The organism is Arcicella aurantiaca, from assembly GCF_003148625.1.
GTDB classification, from domain to species: Bacteria; Bacteroidota; Bacteroidia; order Cytophagales; family Spirosomataceae; genus Arcicella; species Arcicella aurantiaca.
This window is the reverse complement of sequence record NZ_QGGO01000005.1, coordinates 1-20,728: the sequence shown is the minus strand read 5'-3', so window position 1 is coordinate 20,728 and position 20,728 is coordinate 1. Positions and strand designations below refer to the sequence as shown.

The following is a 20,728-nucleotide window of genomic DNA, read 5'->3' as shown; positions in this document are numbered from 1 at the left end:
ATGAAAAAGATTCAACAGATAATTTTAAGTGTGTTCATTACATTTCAAGTGAATGCACAATGGCAAAAACAGGCTTCTAATACTGACGCAAGTTTTAGAGCAATTTGTGCGGTTTCCGATAAAATTGTTTGGATAGGAGGGGCGAAAGGCACATTTTTACATACAAATGATGGTGGCAAAAAGTGGATAACGCAACAAGTTGTTGGAGCAGAGAAACTTGATTTTAGAGATGTTCATGCCTTTGATGACAAGAATGCTATTTTGATGAGTGCGGGTGAAGCTGAACAAGGGAATGCAAAATTTTATAGAACCGAAGACGGAGGGAAGTCTTGGAAAGTTGTTTATGAAACTACTCAAAAAGGTGTATTTTTTGATGGAATTGATTTTTGGGATAAACAAAATGGTATTGCATTTAGCGACCCAATTGATGGCAAGTTTTTCATTGTAAAGACAAAAGATGGAGGAAAGACTTGGTTGCCTGTCAATCCCGCAAATATTCCTTTAAATCAAGAAAATGAAGCGGCTTTTGCTGCCAGTGGAACAAGTTTAATTACGGTAGGAACAAAGCAGGCTTATATTTGTACGGGTGGAGGAGAATTTGCTCGTATTTTCAAAACCGACAATCAGGGCGAAACTTGGTCAGTGATAAAAACCGATATGCCCGCAGGTAAAACGAATGGATTATTTGGGCTAAGATTTTGGGATAATCAGCACGGAATTGCCGTAGGTGGCGATTATCAAGAAGTTGAAAAAGCAATTCCTAATGTTTTATTAACATCTGACGGTGGAAAGACTTGGCAAAATGCTCCGCAAACCAATCCTGCTGGATTAAAAGAGGGTATGGGGATTTATAAAAAGAAATTCCTGATAGCCGTTGGACCATCAGGAACTTGTTTTTCAAAAGATTTTGGTAAGTCTTGGATAATGATTGACAAAACGCCTTTTCATGCTATTAGTATTGCTGAAAATGGCATTTGGGCAGTTGGGGGCAAAGGAGCAATTGGGAAATTAGACCTTGAGATTTTAAAAAAATAAGCTAATCCAATAACCTTACAGGTCCCAAAAGTCCCGATTGTTCTAATTTCCAATCGGGCTTTATGGTAATATTTGTTTTCGTAAAACGCTCATTTTGAGGTTTTTCACGGTCTCCAATCAAGCGGTTTCGCCAAGTATTTACAATTTCAATTTCGAGTTTATTTCCTTTTTCTTTTAATAAACCTGCAACCGAAACTTGGTATGGTGGACACCACAAAATGCCCAAATCTTTTCCATTGAGCTTTACTTTAGCAATCCCAACGTCTTTAACTTCGCCTAAACTTAGCTTAACGTCGGCAAGGTTTAGAACCTTGCCGACGTTAAAAACATCAAAAGTTGTCTTATAAATTGCCTTGCCAGAATAATATTTAATGCCTTCTTCGGGTCTGTCTGTCCAACTGATTAATTTATCAAATTTAGCCGATTTTGGACCGCCCCATTTGGTGTCAAAACTTACATTCCATGTATTATTTATTTCTTGTAATGGCTTGTAAACCAATGGGTTGTTTTTAGATTTTTCGGGTGTATGATTCGGAATATCTTTTCTGAAAACAACAAAAACTGACCCATTGGGATTGAAAGATAAATCCACGAAAGTGCGTCCATTTATTTGATGAAAACGCTTGGCAGGACTAATTTCACCCGTAACAGTATTCCATATTTCAGGTTGTTTTCCTGTTATTCTGAATGCCGCCGTTAAAGAAATTGCCTCTTTATTCTGATTACTAATGAAATAATAATCGGTATTGTCGGCTACTCGGTGAATGTAATCAAATTTTTTACTATCAGATTTATAAACAAACTCACAGTCAGGCAAAATACCTTTATTTTTTAGGGCTTCCTTAGATGATATTGGACGAATTTTTGACGAATTCCAAAGCTGTTCTGTGATAGTTTCGAGTTCTTTTTCTGCTTCATTACCACCTACTAAACTGGCTGTTGAGAAAGGTTTTTCACCCACAACGGTTGCTCCATTTTCAACTAATTCTTTTACTTTTCTGAGTGCTTTTAAGGATAATATTTGATGATTTGGTAAAGCCAAAACTTGATATGAAACGCCATGTGGAAGATAAATTTTGCCATTTTTTACCGATAAATCCATCAATTTATCTTCGTTGATAAGGTCGTAGTCGTAGTTTGGCAATGCTTGTGCGGGGTCGTCATCTTTGTATCGTCCAATATTGGGAATATGGTCGCCATAATAATATAAAACATCTGCTTGTGCTACACCATTTTGCATTAAATATTGAATACGACTGAGATATTTTACAAAAGGCATAGAATAATTCCACCAAGTTACATTTGGGTTAAAGTGCGTTCCTGCAAAATACTCTTGCCCCGGTAAGCCCATTTCTTTGGGCGAACAAGTGAAAGTATGCAAATAAACAAGGTTCAATCCCGCACAAAATTCATGGTCGGCAGAGGGTTTCATATCTGCCCAAATAACGTCGTTCCAATGAGGTCCAATCGTTGTAAATGATTCTGCACCAACCAATGTTTTATTGAAAATTTTTGCTGCACTTGCCGCCTGTTTTACAAAAAATCGGTCAATATCTTTGGAACGGTGAGGCGAAGGCGACCAAAATTCAGACATCATAATTTCTGAATGTCCGTAGTTTTTGAGTCCATCAAAAGGGCCTGCGTGTGGCCCTGCCGATTCGGGCTGAATGCCCATACCGTATTCTTTGGCACGTTTTGCAAATACTCGGTAATGATTATCAGCAATACAATCGCTTAGAGTTTTGCGTAAATCTGTTAAAAAACGGTTGCTTGCTTCACGATTTTCAATGATTTTTCCTGCCAAAACGGGTAAATAAGGCGTAGGGTCGTAGCCACGACGTTTTTTAAATTCGTCTTCAAATTTATCCGACCAATTCATGCCACCCGCTTCAAAACTATCAGTTTGTAGATATTTCAATGTTTTGCCTGCTTTGTTGCCAATCATTTTTAACAATGGCTCAACGTTGGTGTCCCAATAGCGATTAAAATGTTTTTCGCTTGTGTAGTCAATTACGTGTCCTTGCCATTTGCCACTTGATGTAGAAACTTCCGCACCCGTTGGAGCATATCCAAAACGAATAATTGTCCATTCTCCTTCGGGAGCATCCCAATTTAAAACGCCATCTTTTACGAATTGAGATAGGTTGGAAACCTGACCTACGCTTGCATCTTCTTCGCCTTCGGTTGCTAGAATATCTGTTAAAAGTGGGCGAGTTTCTGGCACAGACCAACCCACTTCTTTGGTAGCAGCTTTATTCTGAAAATCTCTAATTGGCTGACGATTTGGGAAGTTTTTAGTAGGAATTGCTAATACAATAATATCCTGATAGAAGCCTTCATGTCCTTTGGGTTGAGGTAAAATCTGTTGAATTTTAGTACCGCCTTTTACATTTACTTCCGAAAAAACGACCTGTTTGGCTGCTTCGGCAGGTGTAATATCTGGTCCTCCCAAATTCCAACCGCTTTGAATACTCAATGACATGACCAAACCCAAACGGTCTGCCTCGTTAATGGCATGAAGGTATAACTCACGCCAAGCGGGCGAACCCCAAAGTGGCCCTTCGGGAACGTCGCCATTGCCTCGCTGATTTTGTCCACCTGCATCAAAAATACACGCTCCACTAAATCCTTTGGCTTTCATTTCGTGTAAATCTCTGGTAATAGCTTCTTTGGTTACATTACCATTGAGCCACCACCACCAACACCGAATTCCATATTCTGAGGGCGGATTTTGGAAATTTTTATCTGAGATTTGGGCAAAAATAGTGTTCGATAAGAAAAGGAAGAAGAGTATTTTGATGAGTGTTTTCATAATTTGGATACAGAATTATCTTGGAAGATAGACCACAGATTGTACGGATTCAGCCGATTTACACAGATTTAATTTCAGATTTGATAATTTTCATACATCATTTAGGTAGGTATGAATAGCATTCATCCAATTCCCATATTTAAACGAGTGAATGCTATTCACCCTTAGCTAACAATAAACCACAAATTAGACGAATTTTTAGCTTCAAACAGATAAATTAAAAATCTGTCTAAATCTGCCAAATCCGTACAATCTGTGGTCTATTTTAAATTTATCTATTTCGTAATCTGTACTTCTCTATACGGATAAGGGAATTTCAAACTTATCGTTGCAAAAGAACTTGGTAAAATATAACTTTTCAAAGCTTTTTCAGCCGTTGCGTGAGCCGTCATTACAGAAACTGCTTGTCCTGTACGAACCAAATCAAACCAACGGTGATTTTCAAAAGCCAATTCAATTCTACGTTCTTGGGCAATGGCTGTTCTAAACTCCGCTTGTGAAGAAATCTTCAATTTTGCATCAGCATTATCAGCCGTTTTAGCAGGAAGCCCCGCTCTGGTACGCACACGGTTAAGGTATGTAAAAGCCTCAGCATTTGGAAAACCTGCTTCATTCAACGCCTCTGCTTGCATCAACAATACATCAGCCAAACGAGAAACGATAAAATTATCTCCTGTATTAAAACGCTCTAAATACGGTGGATTTGAGTATTTTTGAATGAATGGCACAATTTTTTTAGTCGTTGGGTCAGTGAAAGTTGAGTTGATAGAAGCAACCAAACGTTTATCAGAAGGTTCGTAAGCATTGATTAAATCTTGAGTAGGAATGTTCCAACCTGCTGCCGCACCCGAACCCAAAGCATAACCTGTTGCTAATGTTCCAGAATTATAAGGAGCGAAAGAATAGATAAAATTACTAACTTTTCCGCCTACGCCTTCTACAAATTGCACCTCAAAAATTGATTCTGAACCGTTTTTCTTTTTGAAATTATCCGCATAATTTGCCGCTAAAGAATAACCTCCTTCGGTTTCAATTCCTTTTAAAATTTCTGTTGCCGAAGTATAATTTTTCTGAGTTAAGTAAACTTCTCCTAACAACGCTTTTGCTGCTCCCGAAGTAGCTCTTCCGATGTCAGAAGCTGGATATTTGGCAGGTAATTTTGTGATAGCAACTTTAAAATCATCAATAACTGCTGACAAAACTTGAGCTTCGGCTACTCTTGGAGCAGTGGCAAATGCTTCTTCTGGTGAAGTTACTTCTTTCAAAATCAAAGGCACATTGCCAAAAACTCTACTTAAATTAAAATAATAGTAAGCACGTAAAAAACGAGCTTCACCTTCAATTTGATTGCGAGACGCTTGGTCGAAAGTAGCCGATTGAATCTTTGTTAAAAGTAAATTACAACGACTAATTCCTAAATAACTGGCATTGAAAAATGACTGAAAGTTTGAATTTTGGTCGTTTTCACGAAATTCGTCCAATTCTTCCCGAATCGTTCCTGAGCGGTCAGCGGTATTTTGTTGGTACGAAGTATTGTCAGAACGTAATTCTGCAAAGAGCCAAATCGTGTTATTATGAATGCCCTGTAATGGCGAATAAGCTGAATTGATGGCTTGAATAAATTGGTCTTTGGTTTGGTAAAAACTACCCGCCGACCCATTGGTGTCGGGTGTCAATTCAAGGAAATTGTCCTTGCATGAAACCAACGCAAATGTGAGTAAAAGTATCGTTAATTTTTTCATTTTCGTCTTGATTAAAATTTACAGTTAAGTCCCACCGTATAAGTGGCAGCAATTGGATAACTTCCGTAGTTGACACCCGGTGCTAACGAATTATTTCCATTAAATCCAACTTCTGGAAATGCCCCTTTGTAAGGCGAAACGGTCAATAAGTTTTGTCCTGAGAAGTACAAACGAATCCCTTTTGCGTACTTTTTAGGTTTGAAATTATAACCCAACGTTACGTTTCTTACCACCATGTAAGAGGCATCCATTACCCAAGCATCGCTGGTATTTCTTGAAAATGAATCACCTGCTAATGCTGCACCTGTACTTTGAACATTGCCATTTCCTTGATTATTAACGTCTTTATAGGCGTTCAAAACGTCGGAATGAAGATTGAAAACGCCATCTTGATTGTAAGTAAAACGTTTGTAGAAATCAAGAATTTGTCCGCCTTGTGAGCCATTTACCAATACTGAAAAATCTAAATCTCCGTAGGTTACACGGTTGGTCATGCCCCAAGTAAAATCTGCGTAAGGACTACCAATTACGGTTTGGTCGTTGCCATCAATTTTGCCATCGCCGTTAATATCTTCAAAACGAATACTACCAATAGTTTGCACAGATGCACGTGGATATTTAGCTAAATCATCGGCAGTATTGAAGAATCCGCCCGCTTTTTTGTAGCCATAAAACAAGCCCATTGGTTGGTCAACTAAGGTAATACTGCCATTGTCGCCCGATTGGATACGAGTACGATTTCCCAAATTGATAACTTTATTACGGTTGAAAGAAATGTTAAAATCTGTATCCCAATGTAATTTTTTCGTGCTAATATTTCTACTGCTCAATGAGATTTCAACGCCTCGGTTACGCACATTTCCTAAATTGGTAATGGCAGTTGTGAAACCAGAAGACGCAGGAATATCCACGCTTTGGAGCATACTTTGCGTAAAACGCTCATAAAATTCAAGTACCAAACTGAGTTTCCCTTTGAACAAAGACGCATCTAAACCAATATCGGTTTGTTTCGATTGTTCCCAACCTAAATTTGAATTTCCGAGTGAATTAATGGCTTGCCCCGTCACGATTTTTCCACCAATTACATAATTATCCAAACTCAATAATTGTAAAGCCGTAAAATTTCCGATGTTATTATTTCCTGCTAAACCATAACTTGCACGAAGTTTTACGTCCTCAACGATGTCATTTTGTGGAAAAAATTTCTCCTCCGAAATTCTCCAACCCACCGAAGCCGAAGGGAAAGTTCCCCAACGATTATCCGCACCAAATTTTGAAGAACCATCACGACGAACCGCCACATTGACCAAATATTTGTCTTTGAAAGCATAAGTGGCACGTCCAAGATAGGAAAGTAAAGATGCCTTTCCTCCACCTGCACCCGCCGTTACGCCAGTCGCCAAAGCTGAGTTAATGGTTTGAATTACGTCATCTGCATAGCCACTTCCATTTACTGACGTATTTGTATTTACCTCTTTTTGAGCTGAATAACCCGCCATTACCGTAAAACGATGTTCTTTTACACTTTTTGAATAGGTAAGCGTATTTTCAGATAACCAGTTATAAGTACGAGCCGTAAAGTTATTTCCTGTTGCTAAGGTTGGCGGTGGATTACGGAAACCTCCCACAAATGTTGGCGTAAACCTATCCTGTGTATCAAAAATAATGTCGGCATTGAAAGTCGTTAAAAACTTCAAATTGGGCATAATTTCAACCCCTAAATAAACATTGGCAAGACTTCGGATATTGTTAGCAATATTAGTTGTATTGACCAACATATTTACGGGATTGGCATTCACAAATAAACCTGTTGAGGTAATACTTGGCGTAAAAGTACCGTCTGCCTGATAAACACTTGGCAATGGACTGTTCAAATACGACTGTGTAATGATGGCATTATTAAAGTGTCCTTCGGTTTCGGCTAAATGTCTAATTGAGAATGATGGAGCAACATTTAAACCCACAGTTACTTTTTTACCTAAGTTAGCATCAACGTTAGCTCTTACTGAAAAACGTTGAAAATCTGTATTCATCAATGTTCCTTGTTGGTTAAAATAACCTAATGAAATCATTGAACGTAGGTTTTCTGTTCCTCTACTAATGCTCAAATTATAATTTTGCATCGGAGCAGAGCGAGTTAATTCTTTAAACCAGTCAGTTCCTGCACCCAAAGCAGACGGATTTCTGTAAGCTTCTGCAACACTTGAAATATTATACGGAACTCCTTTGATAGCCGCCAATTGTACTTGACCATCAATTCTATTTTGAGCAAATTGTTCAGCCGTCATCATTTGTACACGGTTGCGGTCGGCTATGACTTGCGTACCTGTGTAAGCACTAAATTCAATGTTAGTTACACCTGATTTTGCTTTTTTAGTAGTAATCAAAATAACGCCATTCGAGCCTCTCGAACCATAAATTGCGGTAGAAGAAGCATCTTTCAAGATAGAAATTGACTCAATATCATCAGGGGCAAGCGTACTTAATGGATTAGAGAATTTACTGTAATAATTGGTTACAGGGAAGCCGTCAATTACATACAGAGGGTCGTCGCCTGCACCTAATGAACCCGCCCCACGAATACGAATAACCGGACCTGCTCCCGGAGCTCCCGAAACCTGACTAACTTGTACACCTGCTACTTGTCCTGCCATTTTTTGGTCGATACTTGTAACAGGTAAGTCTTTAATATTTTGGGCTTTAATGCTTGAAACTGCTCCTGTTACATCTTTTCTTTCTTGGCTACCATACCCAACCACAACCACTTCCGAAAGCGTTTTGGTATCTAAAACCATTGCCACATTTATTTTGGTACGATTGCCAATGGTAACTTCTTGATTCAAATATCCTACATAACTAAAAACCAAAACCGTTTTTTCGTCAGGAACTGATAAACGAAAATTACCATTGCCATCTGTACTTGTGCCTGTTGTGGTATTTTTAATGCCAATACTAACACCCGGCAAACCTTGTCCACTTTCAGAATCGGTAACTGTTCCGCTGATTGTTTGAGCAATTGATTCGATTTTCGACGTATTTTTTACGGCTAAAACCTCATTTTCATTAAGTTTTCCGTCATTAAACGGTGTGGCTATATTAGTCGTTGTTAGCGAAATGTTTTCTTGAAATCGGGCATCGTTATCTGCCGTTTGTTTTGATTTCTTTTCTGCTAAAATTAAATAAGAATCGTCCTTTATTTTCTTGTAACGCAAGCCTAACGGACGCAAAATACTTCCCAAACTCTTCTCAAATTTTAGGTCATAATGAATAGCGTTGCTCGAAACATTAAAGCCTTGAATAACTCTATCTTCAAATAAAATGTCGATTTTATAATGAGATTTTAAATTGCGAAGAGCATCTTTCAAGCTAATGCTTGATACACTTTCGGAGTGAGATTTTTGGAGTTTGGCATAAGCCATCATCTGTGCAAAACTGGAATTTTGCCACAAAAATAGGAGAGTGAAGGCAAAAAAAGTCTTGCCAACCATTCGTAGTTTTTGTTTCATAACTAAAAAGTTGGGTTTAAATTATTCAAAAAAAGTAACGTTATTATCTTGTCTATTAAAGTTGATTTCTAATAATTCTGAAATGACTTGGAGGAGTTCGTCGGCATTTTCAGCATGAAAAGTTCCTGAGATTGTTCTTTGAGATAAGGCTTCATCTCGGAATTCAATTTTCACCCCGAAATTTTCATAAATCATCGTTGCAACCTCTTTTAAGGGTGTTTGTTCAAAAACAAAACGATGTTCTTGCCAAGCAGAATAATTTTGTGGTTGGGCAATTTGTTGGACTTTTGCCTGCCCAATGGGGTTGAAAGTCACTAAATCGCCCGGTTTCATCGTTAACTGTTTGGTCGCTTTTCCAACCAAATAATTTAACTGTACTTTCCCTTTGTTCAAGACTACTTTCGCCTCTTTCTGACGAGCATATACGTTGAATTCTGTTCCTAAAACTTCTACCTCAAAATTCTTGTCAGTTTTTACAGTAAATCGTTGGTTATCAATGGTATGTTTTACTGAAAAACTGGCTTCTCCTGTTAAAAATACCTCACGAGTTTTCGTTCCAAAACCAAAACGAGCCACCTTTAAAGCAGAATTAGCATTGAGCGACACTTGGCTACCATCTGGCAGTTGTATTTTCTGAATTTCGCCAAAAGCAGTTTGGTAGCGTTTATAAAAAATATAATCTCGGGCAATAAAAACGCCAAAAGAAATAAGTAAAACTACCGCCGCCGCAGCCAACCAACGAAAATTGTGTTGGAAAAAATTAGGTGTAGGCTCAACGGAAATGGGCGTTAAATACGCCTCATTTTGAGCAATTTTTTGAAGTGATTTTTGGAGAGCGTCCTCCGTATTGGGTAAAATCTGAATAAATTGATTCTCCCATTCATCCAACCATTCGTAATACTGTTCTCGATTTTGAGGTTCGAGAAGCCATTGTTCAATTAACTTTTTTTGTAGTGGAGTTGCTCTACCCGAAAAACTCTCAAACAATATATTTTTATTTACTGATTTGTCCATTTTTAGTTTGTTCTACTGTTAATAGTAACACAGACTTTAGTCTGTAATTGAGTGCCACATATTTTAGTCTGTAATTGAGTAACGCAGACTAAAATATGTATCCAGTAATTTTACTTACAGACTGAAGTCTGTGTTACTGAAAATGAGAAAAATGAAAAGCGAAACTAAATAACCGTCTAAGGCTTTTCGCATTTGTGAAAGTGCCTTCATCATGTGTGCTTCAACTGTTTTTAAGGCAATTTCTAATTCTTCGGCTATCTCTTTATTTTTCTTATTTTCAAAACGGCTCATCAAAAATACTCGCTGACATTGGGGTGGGAGTGTGCTAATGCTATTTTCAATTTTTGAGAAAAGCTCATCATATTGAAGCATGGATTGTGGCGTTTCTTCCAAAACTTGGTTCAGAATATTCTCTGGAATTTCGTCAATATCAGAATCATTTTTAAACTCCCATTGTAGATAATTATAGGCACGATTACGGACGGATGCGTACAAATACGAGCGAAAAGAAGTAGTGATTTGTATTTGCCCTTGATTTTTCCAGAAAGTTAAAAAAACGTCTCCGACAATATCTTCCGCTACTTCTTTGGAATACACAAAGCGAACCGCATGGCTACATAAGGCACGGTAATATTTTCGGAACAATAATTCGTACCCCTTTTTGGGGTCATCTTGAAATGCCTGTCGGATAAAAACCTCAGAATCTGTGATTTTTCCTTGAACACTATGCTCATTGACAACTCGAATTATTGGCGAATCCTCATTGAATGTGTATCCTACATTTTCTGACATAGTTAAAGACTTTATTAGAGCCAATTAATTAGTATTGAGATATTTATCTGTTTTTGGAAAGCAAGCGTAATGAATTGCTAAAAGGCGATACTTACATCGTGTCTAATTATTATGACAAGAATTAATTTTACTACCCTTAGTGTTTTGTGAAAAATGTTCATTTTTTTGTTTAAAAAATTATATTTTGAAATAAGGGGCATTTTATTCAGAAGAAAATGGAAGGATTTTAATACTCGAAGAATGAATTATATGTAAAAACAAAAAACGTCATAAGTTTAAAACCTATGACGTTAAATGAATGTATTGGCGAATAGCATTCGCCAATTTTGAATTACAAGCTGGCGAATGCTATTCGCCAATACTACTTTTTACCTTTCCAAGAAATCATCAAAACGCCACCCAAAACGATAACTGTTCCGATAATTTGCCAAGTAGAAATGTGTTCGTCTAAGAAAATATTTGCCATAATTATCGTTGCGATTGGTCCAATACTACCAATGATTGAAGCATTGCCCGAACCAATTCTTTTGATTCCTTCCGAAATCATAAACGATGGAATGACCGTCGTAAAAACCGCCATCGTGATGGATAACCAATAAACTTCTGGTTGATATGAAAGTAATCCGCCACCAATTGATAGGTAATAATGCACAATAATCATGGCGGTAGAAATCAGCATGGCGTAGCAAGTAAATCGTAAAGCCCCAATTTTAGGAATCATCTCGCCCGACCCAATCAAATACAAAGCATACGTGAGTGAACTCATGAAAATCAAAAATGAGCCTGTGATTAAATCCTTTTGCAAACCCATGCGGAGGTCGGGGATAAATGCAAAAACCACGCCCAAATATGTAATAATAAGAGCGAAATATTGAATTTTATGAATTGGTTTTTTAAGAAAAATCCCCGAAAGAATCACCACCAAAGTTGGATAAATAAACAAAATAAGTCGTTCAACGCTGGCGGTGATGTAGTTCAATCCCCAAAAGTCGAAAAAGGCAGCTAAGTAATAACCAACCAAACCGATTACTAACATCCAAACCCATTCTTTGCGGTTCAATTTTGGCACTTCCGCCTGATTTTTATTCTGAAAAAATAGAATTACCAAATAAAATGGAGCGGAAAATAACATTCTAAGAGCCAGTAAAGAAACAGTATCCACATGATAATGAATATAATTATATTTGACTAAAACGGCTTTTCCCGCAAAACATATCGAGCCGACAATTACCAAAATTGCCCCGATGAAATACTGTATTTGTGATTTTGTCATAATTATTTTAAGTGCTTTAAGCCGTAAGCTATATGCGTTACGTTTTCAAGCTAACATTTGCTTAAAGCTTATTGCTTGTAAAACATAAAAAAAACCTTCCCAAAAAGCTCTGGAAAGGTTTTAAAGATTTTTATATCAAAAGGCTATTTTTTAGCCCTTTGTTTTTTTACATCTTCGGGATGAATTGCTCCTGCCTTATTTCCAAAACTTTTACGTACATACGTGAGTACCTCTGCAACCTCTTTATCTGTCAGAAAATCATGCGATGGCATTTCGTTTGAAAAGCTATCACCATTAACTTCTGCGTCTTTCAGACCTTTCAGAATAACATTAATGAGGCGGAGGGAATCACCTAAAACCCAATCCGTATTTACTAAAGGAGGATTCATATTAGGCACACCGCTTCCGTCCTCTTGGTGACAAGGGAGACAGTAAGTTTCGTAAATAATTTTTCCAGAATCTGCTTGAAAATTAGCAGATTTGGATTTAGAAACGGTATTTTTTTGCATCATTGCCGAACTCAAAAACAACGTAAGCAATGATAATGTGATGATGTATTTCATTGTGTATTCCGATGCTTCCGCATCGGACAATAGTATAATTAAAACTGTACAATCTGATGTGGAAACATCGAGTTACAATTATTGATAAATAACTCTCCAAACCTTTCCTTTTACAGAATCAGTAATGTAAATAGAGCCGTCTGTTCCTTGAGCTAATCCCATTGGTCGAGCTTTTGCATCATTAGCACTTTTGATTTCTGCTCCACCCGCAAAACCTTCTGCAAAAACTTCATAATCGCCCGATGGTTTTCCGTCTTTCCCGAAAGGAACAAAAGCTACAAAATAACCACCTTGTTTTAATGGAGCTCTATTCCAAGAACCATGAAAACAGATAAACGCACCGTTTTTGTATTTTGCAGGAAATTGATTTCCAGTATAAAACATCAAAGCATTTGGAGCCCAGTGAGCAGGAAACGCCATAATTGGCTTGTCTTTGCCTTCGCAAACTCCTTGTGTTTTAGTATCCCCACCGTACTCAGGAGCAAGGATTTTCTTATTTTGAAAACGGTCGTGGTAACAATAAGGCCAACCAAAATCTGAACCTTTCTTTAATAATAAAAACTCCTCAGAAGGTAATTCTGCACTTTGTTCAGCATTGTACATTTCTGGATAAAGGGTTGTCAATTGGTCACGTCCATGTTGCATGGCATATAATTCCCCTTGTTCTTTGTTCCAAGTTATGCCCACAATATTTCTGATACCTGTTGCATAACGGAAGCCATCAGCGTGTTTTTGGTTTTTCTTATTAGCATCAAATTGCCAAACGCCACCGTGCCAATCTAAAATTGGACAAGGCATCATTCCTTTTGAACCTTTTACACGATTTTTTTCCTGACAAGCGTTAGACGGAGCTCCAAAAGTTACATAAAGGTGTCCTTTGTCATCTAAAGCTAACGATTTTGTTCCGTGTTCTCCGTACAATTCTAATCCTGTAACGATAGTTTCTGGTTTTGATTCGTCAGGAATACCATTTTTCATCGGATAACGTGACACCGAAGAATCAGAAGACGCATATAAATAACCATTCCCGATAGCAATTCCTGTTCCTACAAAATTTCCGAAACCTTTTGTTTCGTCTGCTTTTCCGTCGCCATTGGTATCTTTCAAGATGATAGTTCCTTTGCCATCTTTCAATTTACTCAGGCGAACATAAATATCTCCTTTTTCACTTACAGCAATGTGGCGTGCTTTTCCCACACCTTCCGAAACCACCAAAGCTCCAAAACCTTTTGGAAGCGTAATTCCTCCATTATCGGCATCTGCTTTTAGTTTTTGCGTTTTATTGGGCGTTTTATCAATTGGCTTAAAACTCATACAAAGAGTTGCCAAGGAAATAGATAAGATTAGATGTCTCATTATTAGTTTGTGTTTAAGCTCTAAATTTACATATAAACTATAAAAGTATAACTAAGTTCTGACCTGATTTTGGGCAATAGGTTTTAAGCTGTATGCTTTAGGTAGTAAACAATATGCTTTATACAATAGATATTAAATACCGTAATTTAAGCTATACAGGAGGTAAATAAGCAATTTACTATTAAATAAATACGATGTTGAGCATATTGCTTACTGCCTAAAGCTTGAAGTAATTTATGGCAATTGTCAACTTTAACTTCTTCAAGAAAAAGTTTAAAAAATCTATGAAAAAAAAAACAAGCCTTTTTCATTCAACTGTTTCTGTTACCTTTGTACAATTTTTGGAGATACGTTATTGAATTATGAGATATGAGGTATGAAGTATGAGGTTGTAGGTTTTTAATCAAATTTAATATTGAATGGGAAATGATGAAACTTAAAAAGTAGATAATTTTCCAGTTTATTAGAGACTATACACACTTTTACTGATAACCAATAACTGATTAACCAATAACTGATTTCCCCTTCCATCCCTCAAAAAAATAACAAGAAAGTGCCAAAGAATACTTCTATTAAGTCCGTTCTTATTATCGGTTCAGGTCCAATCATCATCGGTCAGGCTTGCGAGTTTGATTATTCAGGTTCTCAGGCGGCTCGTTCGTTGCGTGAAGAAGGTATCAAGGTTGCCTTGATAAATTCCAATCCAGCAACTATCATGACTGACCCCCTTAATGCCGATTACGTTTATTTGAAGCCCCTCGATAAAAATTCAATTATCGAAATCTTAGAAAAACACCAAGCAGAAGGAATGCCAATTGATGCCGTTTTACCAACAATGGGTGGTCAGACGGCATTAAATTTAGCTATCGACTGTGATGCAGCAGGTGTTTGGAAAAAATACGGTGTTGAGATTATTGGGGTAGATATCAAAGCTATCGAAACTACGGAAGACCGTGAGAAATTTCGTTTGAAAATGATTGAGATTGGCGTGGGTGTTTGTAAAGGACGTACAGCTCGCTCATTTTTGGAAGGAAAAGAAATTGCTCAAGAAACAGGTTTTCCATTAGTAATTCGTCCTTCATTTACTTTGGGTGGAACTGGTGGAGGTTTTGTTCATGACCCTAAAGATTTTGATGCAGCCCTTAACAAAGGTTTGCACGCATCGCCAACACATGAAGTATTGGTAGAGCAGTCAATTATGGGTTGGAAAGAATACGAATTAGAATTATTACGTGATAATTTAGGAAACGTAATTATCATTTGTTCTATCGAGAACTTTGACCCAATGGGTATCCACACAGGAGACTCAATTACGGTTGCCCCTGCACAAACTTTACCTGATACCATTTATCAGAAAATGCGTGATATGGCAATTAAAATGATGAATGCTATTGGTCAATTTGCAGGTGGTTGTAACGTTCAGTTCTCATTAAATCCAGAGACTGACGAAATCATCGCCATCGAAATTAACCCACGTGTATCTCGTTCATCTGCCTTAGCCTCAAAAGCAACGGGTTATCCAATTGCGAAAATTGCTGCTAAAATGGCAATCGGTTATAACTTAGATGAATTGACAAATGCTATTACAGGTTCAACTTCGGCATTTTTTGAGCCAGCACTTGACTATGTTATCGTAAAAGTACCACGTTGGAACTTTGATAAATTTAAAGGAGCTGATAAGACTTTAGGTTTACAAATGAAGTCGGTAGGTGAAACAATGGGTATTGGTCGTAACTTCCAAGAGGCACTTCAAAAAGCTTGTCAATCACTTGAAATTAAGCGTAACGGAATGGGAGCAGATGGGAAAGGTCTTCGTGACCAAGACGCCATTATGCACTCATTGGCAAATCCTTCTTGGAATCGTCTTTTCCATATTTACGATGCTTTCAAATTGGGTATTTCTTTCAAAACAATTCAGCAGACAACTAAAATAGACAGATGGTTTTTATACCAAGTAGAAGATTTAGTTAGAGTTGAAAATGAAATGGAGAAATATTCAATCAATACAATTCCAACTGAATTATTAGAAGAAGCCAAACATAAAGGGTTTGCTGACCGCCAGATTGCCTATACACTTCGTTGTATGGAGTCGGAGGTTTATGACAAACGTAATAACTTAGGCATCAAACGTGTTTATAAATGTGTAGATACTTGTGCGGCAGAATTTGAAGCGAAAACACCATATTTCTATTCAACATTCTCGCAAGGTTCTGAGACATTAGATAATGAATCAGTAACAACCAATAAGAAAAAAATTGTTGTTTTGGGTTCAGGACCAAACCGTATCGGACAAGGTATTGAATTTGACTATTCATGTGTACACGGTATTTTGGCAGCCAAAGAAGCAGGTTATGAGGCAATTATGATTAACTCAAACCCTGAGACTGTTTCAACAGACTTTGATATTGCGGATAAATTATATTTCGAGCCAGTTTTCTGGGAACACGTTTACGACATCATTCAGCACGAAAAACCAGAAGGAGTTATCGTACAGTTGGGTGGACAAACGGCATTGAAATTGGCGGAAAAATTATCAAAATACGGTATCAAAATCATAGGAACATCATTTGAAGCCCTTGATTTAGCAGAAGATAGAGGTGCATTCTCAGCATTGTTGAGAGATAACGAAATTCCTTTCCCTAAATTTGGTGTTTGTGAAGATGCTGATAATGCCGTAGAATTAGGTCGTCAATTAGGTTATCCATTGTTGGTTCGTCCTTCTTATGTATTAGGTGGGCAATCAATGAAAATCGTTATCAACGAACAAGAATTAGAGCAACACGTAGTAGATATTTTAAGAGATATTCCAGGAAATAAAATTTTGCTTGACCATTTCTTAGAAAATGCTATCGAAGCAGAAGCAGATGCCATTTGTGACGGTGAAGATGTATATATCATCGGAATCATGGAGCATATCGAGCCAGCAGGTATTCACTCAGGTGACTCGCACTCGGTACTTCCTCCATTTGATTTATCAGAGAATGTAATTCGCCAAATCGAAGAACATACACGTAAAATTGCTGTAGCCTTAAAAACTAAAGGTTTACTAAATATCCAGTTTGCTGTAAAAGACGAAATCGTTTATATTATCGAAGCTAACCCACGTGCTTCTCGTACAGTACCATTTATTTGTAAAGCTTACCAAGAGCCTTACGTGAATTATGCTACAAAAGTGATGTTGGGAGCGAAGGTAAAAGATTTCAATTTCCAACCAAAGAAACATGGATGGGCAATCAAAATTCCAGTATTCTCATTCAACAAATTCCCGAATGTAAATATGGAATTAGGACCAGAGATGAAATCAACAGGTGAAGCCATTTACTTTATTGACTCATTAAAAGATGATTTCTTCAGAAAAGTTTATGGAGAACGTAATCTTTATCTTTCAAGATAATAAAACAAAAAAAATCCCAATCTGAAAAGGTTGGGATTTTTTGTTTTATTCAATTTCATAAGCTTAAAAAAAAAATTATATTCTGTGAGAAAGAAAAAATAATTTTTTTTTTCTTTTAAAATAATAACGCTTCAAAAGTCCCATTTTTCTCTTCTCAACGTCAAATTTTTATTTTCCGCAATTAGCCTTTTATTTGATAAACGTATATACTACCGTGTATATATTTTATTATTTGGTAATATCTATACCTATTCTTACCGAATAATAAAAACAACATTAGTGAAGAATCAAATATTACTCTTGTTCGTATCATTGTTCACTAATTAAAAAGTCTCAATATATTTTTTGGGGGATAGGAAATAATAAAAACAACATTAGTGAAGATATTTTTTCTTTGCCCGTCCAGTCGTGTATCTACTTGCAAATGAGTGAATTATGAATGATAGTTCTCGATAATTAATAGTTCTAAGTAAAATTAGTAGTTCTGATACAATGTAAACTATATGACTAATAAAACAATAACACACTCCAAAATAATAACTCCTTTCTTTCTCGAAAATCCTTGATTAATCTTTCAAGCGATGCTTGTATGACTAATGCAAAACTGTTTTCGATATTATAAAAGTGAAAATTAATATAGTTATGAGATTTTGGAATCAATAGCTATCAACCACTAATATTAAAAAATAAGTAGGTCACTCCATACTGTAATAAGATGGGGGTAAACGGTTGTTTATTATTCACAATTTAACCATGAAAAAAATTATACCTATGAAGCCTTTATACAATGATTTTTTAACAGTTGCACGAAATATTGTTGAAAACAATTATGATGACGAGTCATTTGGATGCCCTTCTTTATGTGAAGGGTTGAATATGAGTCGTTCGCACGTTCACCGAAAATTAGTAGAAGAGACAGGGCTATCTTGTTCAGAGTTCATACAGCAAATCAGACTTGAGAAAGCCAAAGAATTGCTGATGAATACGACGGATTCAATTTATGAAATAGCATTTAGAGTTGGTTATTCTGATGCCAATTATTTCAGTCGTTCTTTCTCAAAAATTTACGGTTATCCTCCTTCCCAGTGCAGACAAATGTCTGCTTAGTTATACAGTAAAAGTCTTATTATTTCTTCCAATTTTCACGTTCTATGAAAACAATATTACAGTCTCCAGGTAAATCAACGATTTATAACTTTGTCGATAGACCAAATATATTTTTATTTAAACCTTTACGGTTTTTGCTGTTATTTTTAATGTTTAGTGTGATGGCTCAGGTGGGGTTTGGGCAAGACAATACTTGGACTGGGGGGGCAGGTGATGGACTTTGGACCTCACCTGCAAACTGGAGCTTAGGTGTACCTACTGCTTCACATAGAGTAGTTTTTGATGCGTCTGATAATGTCTCGCAAACCGCAGATGTAACAGTTTCTGCAATAAAAGTGACCGATAATGCAACGATTAATATTAATGCAATTGGGGGAGCATTTAACTTGATTTGCGATGGAGGAACCAACAGCGTTATTGAGGCTGGAAGTACCCTTAATCTTGAAACTGCTACAGGATCTATTTCTCTTGTTTTCGTTAACGGAGGAACAACAGAAGTTTTTGCTATTAATGGAACTTTGAATATAGGAAATAATGGAACTTTTAATAGTGCCAATAGTCATACGAGTGTTGGTGGTATTCTTAGAAGGTCAAGTAACATATCTTCGGTAATAGTATCTTCAACAACTAACTTAAACTTCCTTAATGGTGGAAGTTTTGAATTAACTGCAAACGCAGGGTTAGTACCTACTGCAACTTGGGATATAAACTCTAATTTAAAAATTACGGGGGTTACCAACGGAGGGCTTTCTGGTATGGCTCAAAACTTTGGAAATGTAATTTGGAATTGTGCTGGGCAGAGTGGTTTAACAACTTTTACACCAAATTTAATTGCTGGTAATTTTGATGTTCAAAATACTAATTCTCAGGTATTATCAGTTACAACAACCCCACTTAGCATTGGAGGAAACTATATTCAAGCGGGGTATGTGAGAACAGCATCATCAAGTACGTCGAGAACATGGAATGTAGCTGGAAATGTAACAATAAATTCAGGTACATTAAAACTTGGAGAAGGTACAGGAATAGGTACTATTAATGTAATAGGAAATTTTACTCATAATGGAGGAACAATAACACAAACAGGGGGTGGTTCGGGTCAAATAAATTTTGATGGTACAACAACCTATACTTCTGGCGGTACAAATACTGGTGTAATTAATTATACTGTTAATGCTACCAAATCATTAATAATGGCATCTGCATCAACAGCAATAACTGGTGGAGGTTCTTTTACTTTGAATAGTGGAGCAACAATTGATATTAAATCTGCTGATGGTATAACAAGCAGTGGAGCAACTGGAAACGTACAGGTTACAGGTACAAGAACTTATAATACCGGAGCGAATTATATTTATTCGGGAATGGCACAAAGTTTAGGGAGTGGTTTTACTGGAGGTGCAACGCTACAATTAAAAGGTTCAGGCACAAAAACATTTAGTAATGCAGTGGCTATTAGTGGTGCTACTACGGTTGATAATGGCGTAATAGTTGCATTAGGGACATTTGCATCTACAACGGGTACATTAAATATTAGGTCAGGCGGAACACCTGCGGGTACGTGGGGAAGTACAGGTTCTAGTGCTACCTATAAAGATGCTACCTATTTTGGCTCAACAAATACCGGTACTTTGAGTGTAGGAACTGGCACTTGTACGGCAATTACATTATCTGGGCAATCTGCAACACCAACCGCAGTAACTTGTTTTGGGGGTAATAATGGTTCAATAGCTTTGACAAATCCTACTACTGTTTCTGGTGGTACGGGTATTAAGACATTATCTTATGCTTGGAGTAAAACAGGTGGAGGGTTCAGTTCAACAGCTCAAAATCCTTCATCTTTGACAGCAGGACCTTATGCTGTAACGATTACTGCTACGGATGAAAATCAGTGTACAGCTACGGTTAGTATTACTGGAGTGGTGGTTACACAACCTGCGGCAATCACTGCTTCAACCGCTTCTAAAACTGATGTATCTTGTAATGGAGGAACAAACGGAACGATTACCTTAGCGGGTGCGGGTGGAACAGCTCCTTATGCTTACACTATCACAGGAACAGGCTCAAATACTACTGGGGCAACTTCTGGAAACTTCACAGGTTTACCAGCGGGTACTTACAATTATAGCATCAC

At 37.1% G+C, this 20,728-nt stretch carries 12 protein-coding genes; 4 read left to right on the top strand and 8 right to left on the bottom strand.

Annotated elements, in window-relative coordinates; genetic code table 11:
- Positions 1 to 1,035: a WD40/YVTN/BNR-like repeat-containing protein gene (locus tag LV89_RS05840; protein ID WP_229201478.1), complete on the top strand. Its 1,035-nt coding sequence runs from the start codon at positions 1 to 3 to the stop codon at positions 1,033 to 1,035.
- Between the two features lies 1 nt (position 1,036).
- Here the strand turns inward: LV89_RS05840 and LV89_RS05835 are convergent, their stop codons facing one another.
- The 8 genes from LV89_RS05835 to LV89_RS05800 form a co-directional block, all read right to left on the bottom strand.
- A complete protein-coding gene (locus LV89_RS05835) occupies positions 1,037 to 3,847 on the bottom strand; it encodes a glycosyl hydrolase (RefSeq protein WP_109741937.1) in 2,811 nt (936 codons plus the stop codon).
- A 275-nt stretch (positions 3,848 to 4,122) separates the two neighbouring features.
- On the bottom strand, positions 4,123 to 5,589 hold the full coding sequence (locus LV89_RS05830) for a RagB/SusD family nutrient uptake outer membrane protein (RefSeq protein ID WP_109741936.1): 1,467 nt from the start codon (positions 5,587 to 5,589) through the stop codon (positions 4,123 to 4,125).
- A gap of 11 nt (positions 5,590 to 5,600) precedes the next feature.
- Positions 5,601 to 9,095 carry a SusC/RagA family TonB-linked outer membrane protein gene (locus LV89_RS05825; protein WP_109741935.1) on the bottom strand — a complete coding sequence of 1,165 codons (3,495 nt, stop codon included), beginning with the start codon at positions 9,093 to 9,095 and terminating at the stop codon, positions 5,601 to 5,603.
- 21 nt (positions 9,096 to 9,116) lie between these two features.
- A complete protein-coding gene (locus tag LV89_RS05820) occupies positions 9,117 to 10,109 on the bottom strand; it encodes a FecR family protein (protein WP_109741934.1) in 993 nt (330 codons plus the stop codon).
- A 114-nt stretch (positions 10,110 to 10,223) separates the two neighbouring features.
- The gene (locus LV89_RS05815; RefSeq protein WP_109741933.1) at positions 10,224 to 10,901 is read right to left on the bottom strand and encodes an RNA polymerase sigma-70 factor; all 678 of its coding nucleotides are present in this window, start codon (positions 10,899 to 10,901) and stop codon (positions 10,224 to 10,226) included.
- Positions 10,902 to 11,262: 361 nt separating this feature from the next.
- Positions 11,263 to 12,174 (bottom strand): DMT family transporter, encoded by a 912-nt coding sequence (locus LV89_RS05810; RefSeq protein WP_109741932.1) that lies wholly within the window; start codon positions 12,172 to 12,174, stop codon positions 11,263 to 11,265.
- Positions 12,175 to 12,317: 143 nt separating this feature from the next.
- Positions 12,318 to 12,737: a c-type cytochrome gene (locus LV89_RS05805; protein WP_109741931.1), complete on the bottom strand. Its 420-nt coding sequence runs from the start codon at positions 12,735 to 12,737 to the stop codon at positions 12,318 to 12,320.
- A 78-nt stretch (positions 12,738 to 12,815) separates the two neighbouring features.
- Positions 12,816 to 14,093, bottom strand: a complete 1,278-nt coding sequence (locus LV89_RS05800) for a PQQ-dependent sugar dehydrogenase (RefSeq protein ID WP_109741930.1) — start codon at positions 14,091 to 14,093, stop codon at positions 12,816 to 12,818.
- Between the two features lie 553 nt (positions 14,094 to 14,646).
- Here LV89_RS05800 and carB point away from each other — a divergent pair.
- The 3 genes from carB to LV89_RS05785 form a co-directional block, all read left to right on the top strand.
- Positions 14,647 to 17,487: a carbamoyl-phosphate synthase large subunit gene (carB, locus tag LV89_RS05795; RefSeq protein WP_109741929.1), complete on the top strand. Its 2,841-nt coding sequence runs from the start codon at positions 14,647 to 14,649 to the stop codon at positions 17,485 to 17,487.
- Between the two features lie 771 nt (positions 17,488 to 18,258).
- Entirely contained in the window at positions 18,259 to 18,594 is a 336-nt protein-coding gene (locus tag LV89_RS05790; protein WP_158279523.1) for a helix-turn-helix domain-containing protein, read from the top strand.
- A gap of 44 nt (positions 18,595 to 18,638) precedes the next feature.
- Positions 18,639 to 20,728: beta strand repeat-containing protein (locus LV89_RS05785; protein ID WP_146199092.1), on the top strand; the 2,090-nt coding region annotated here is incomplete at its 3' end.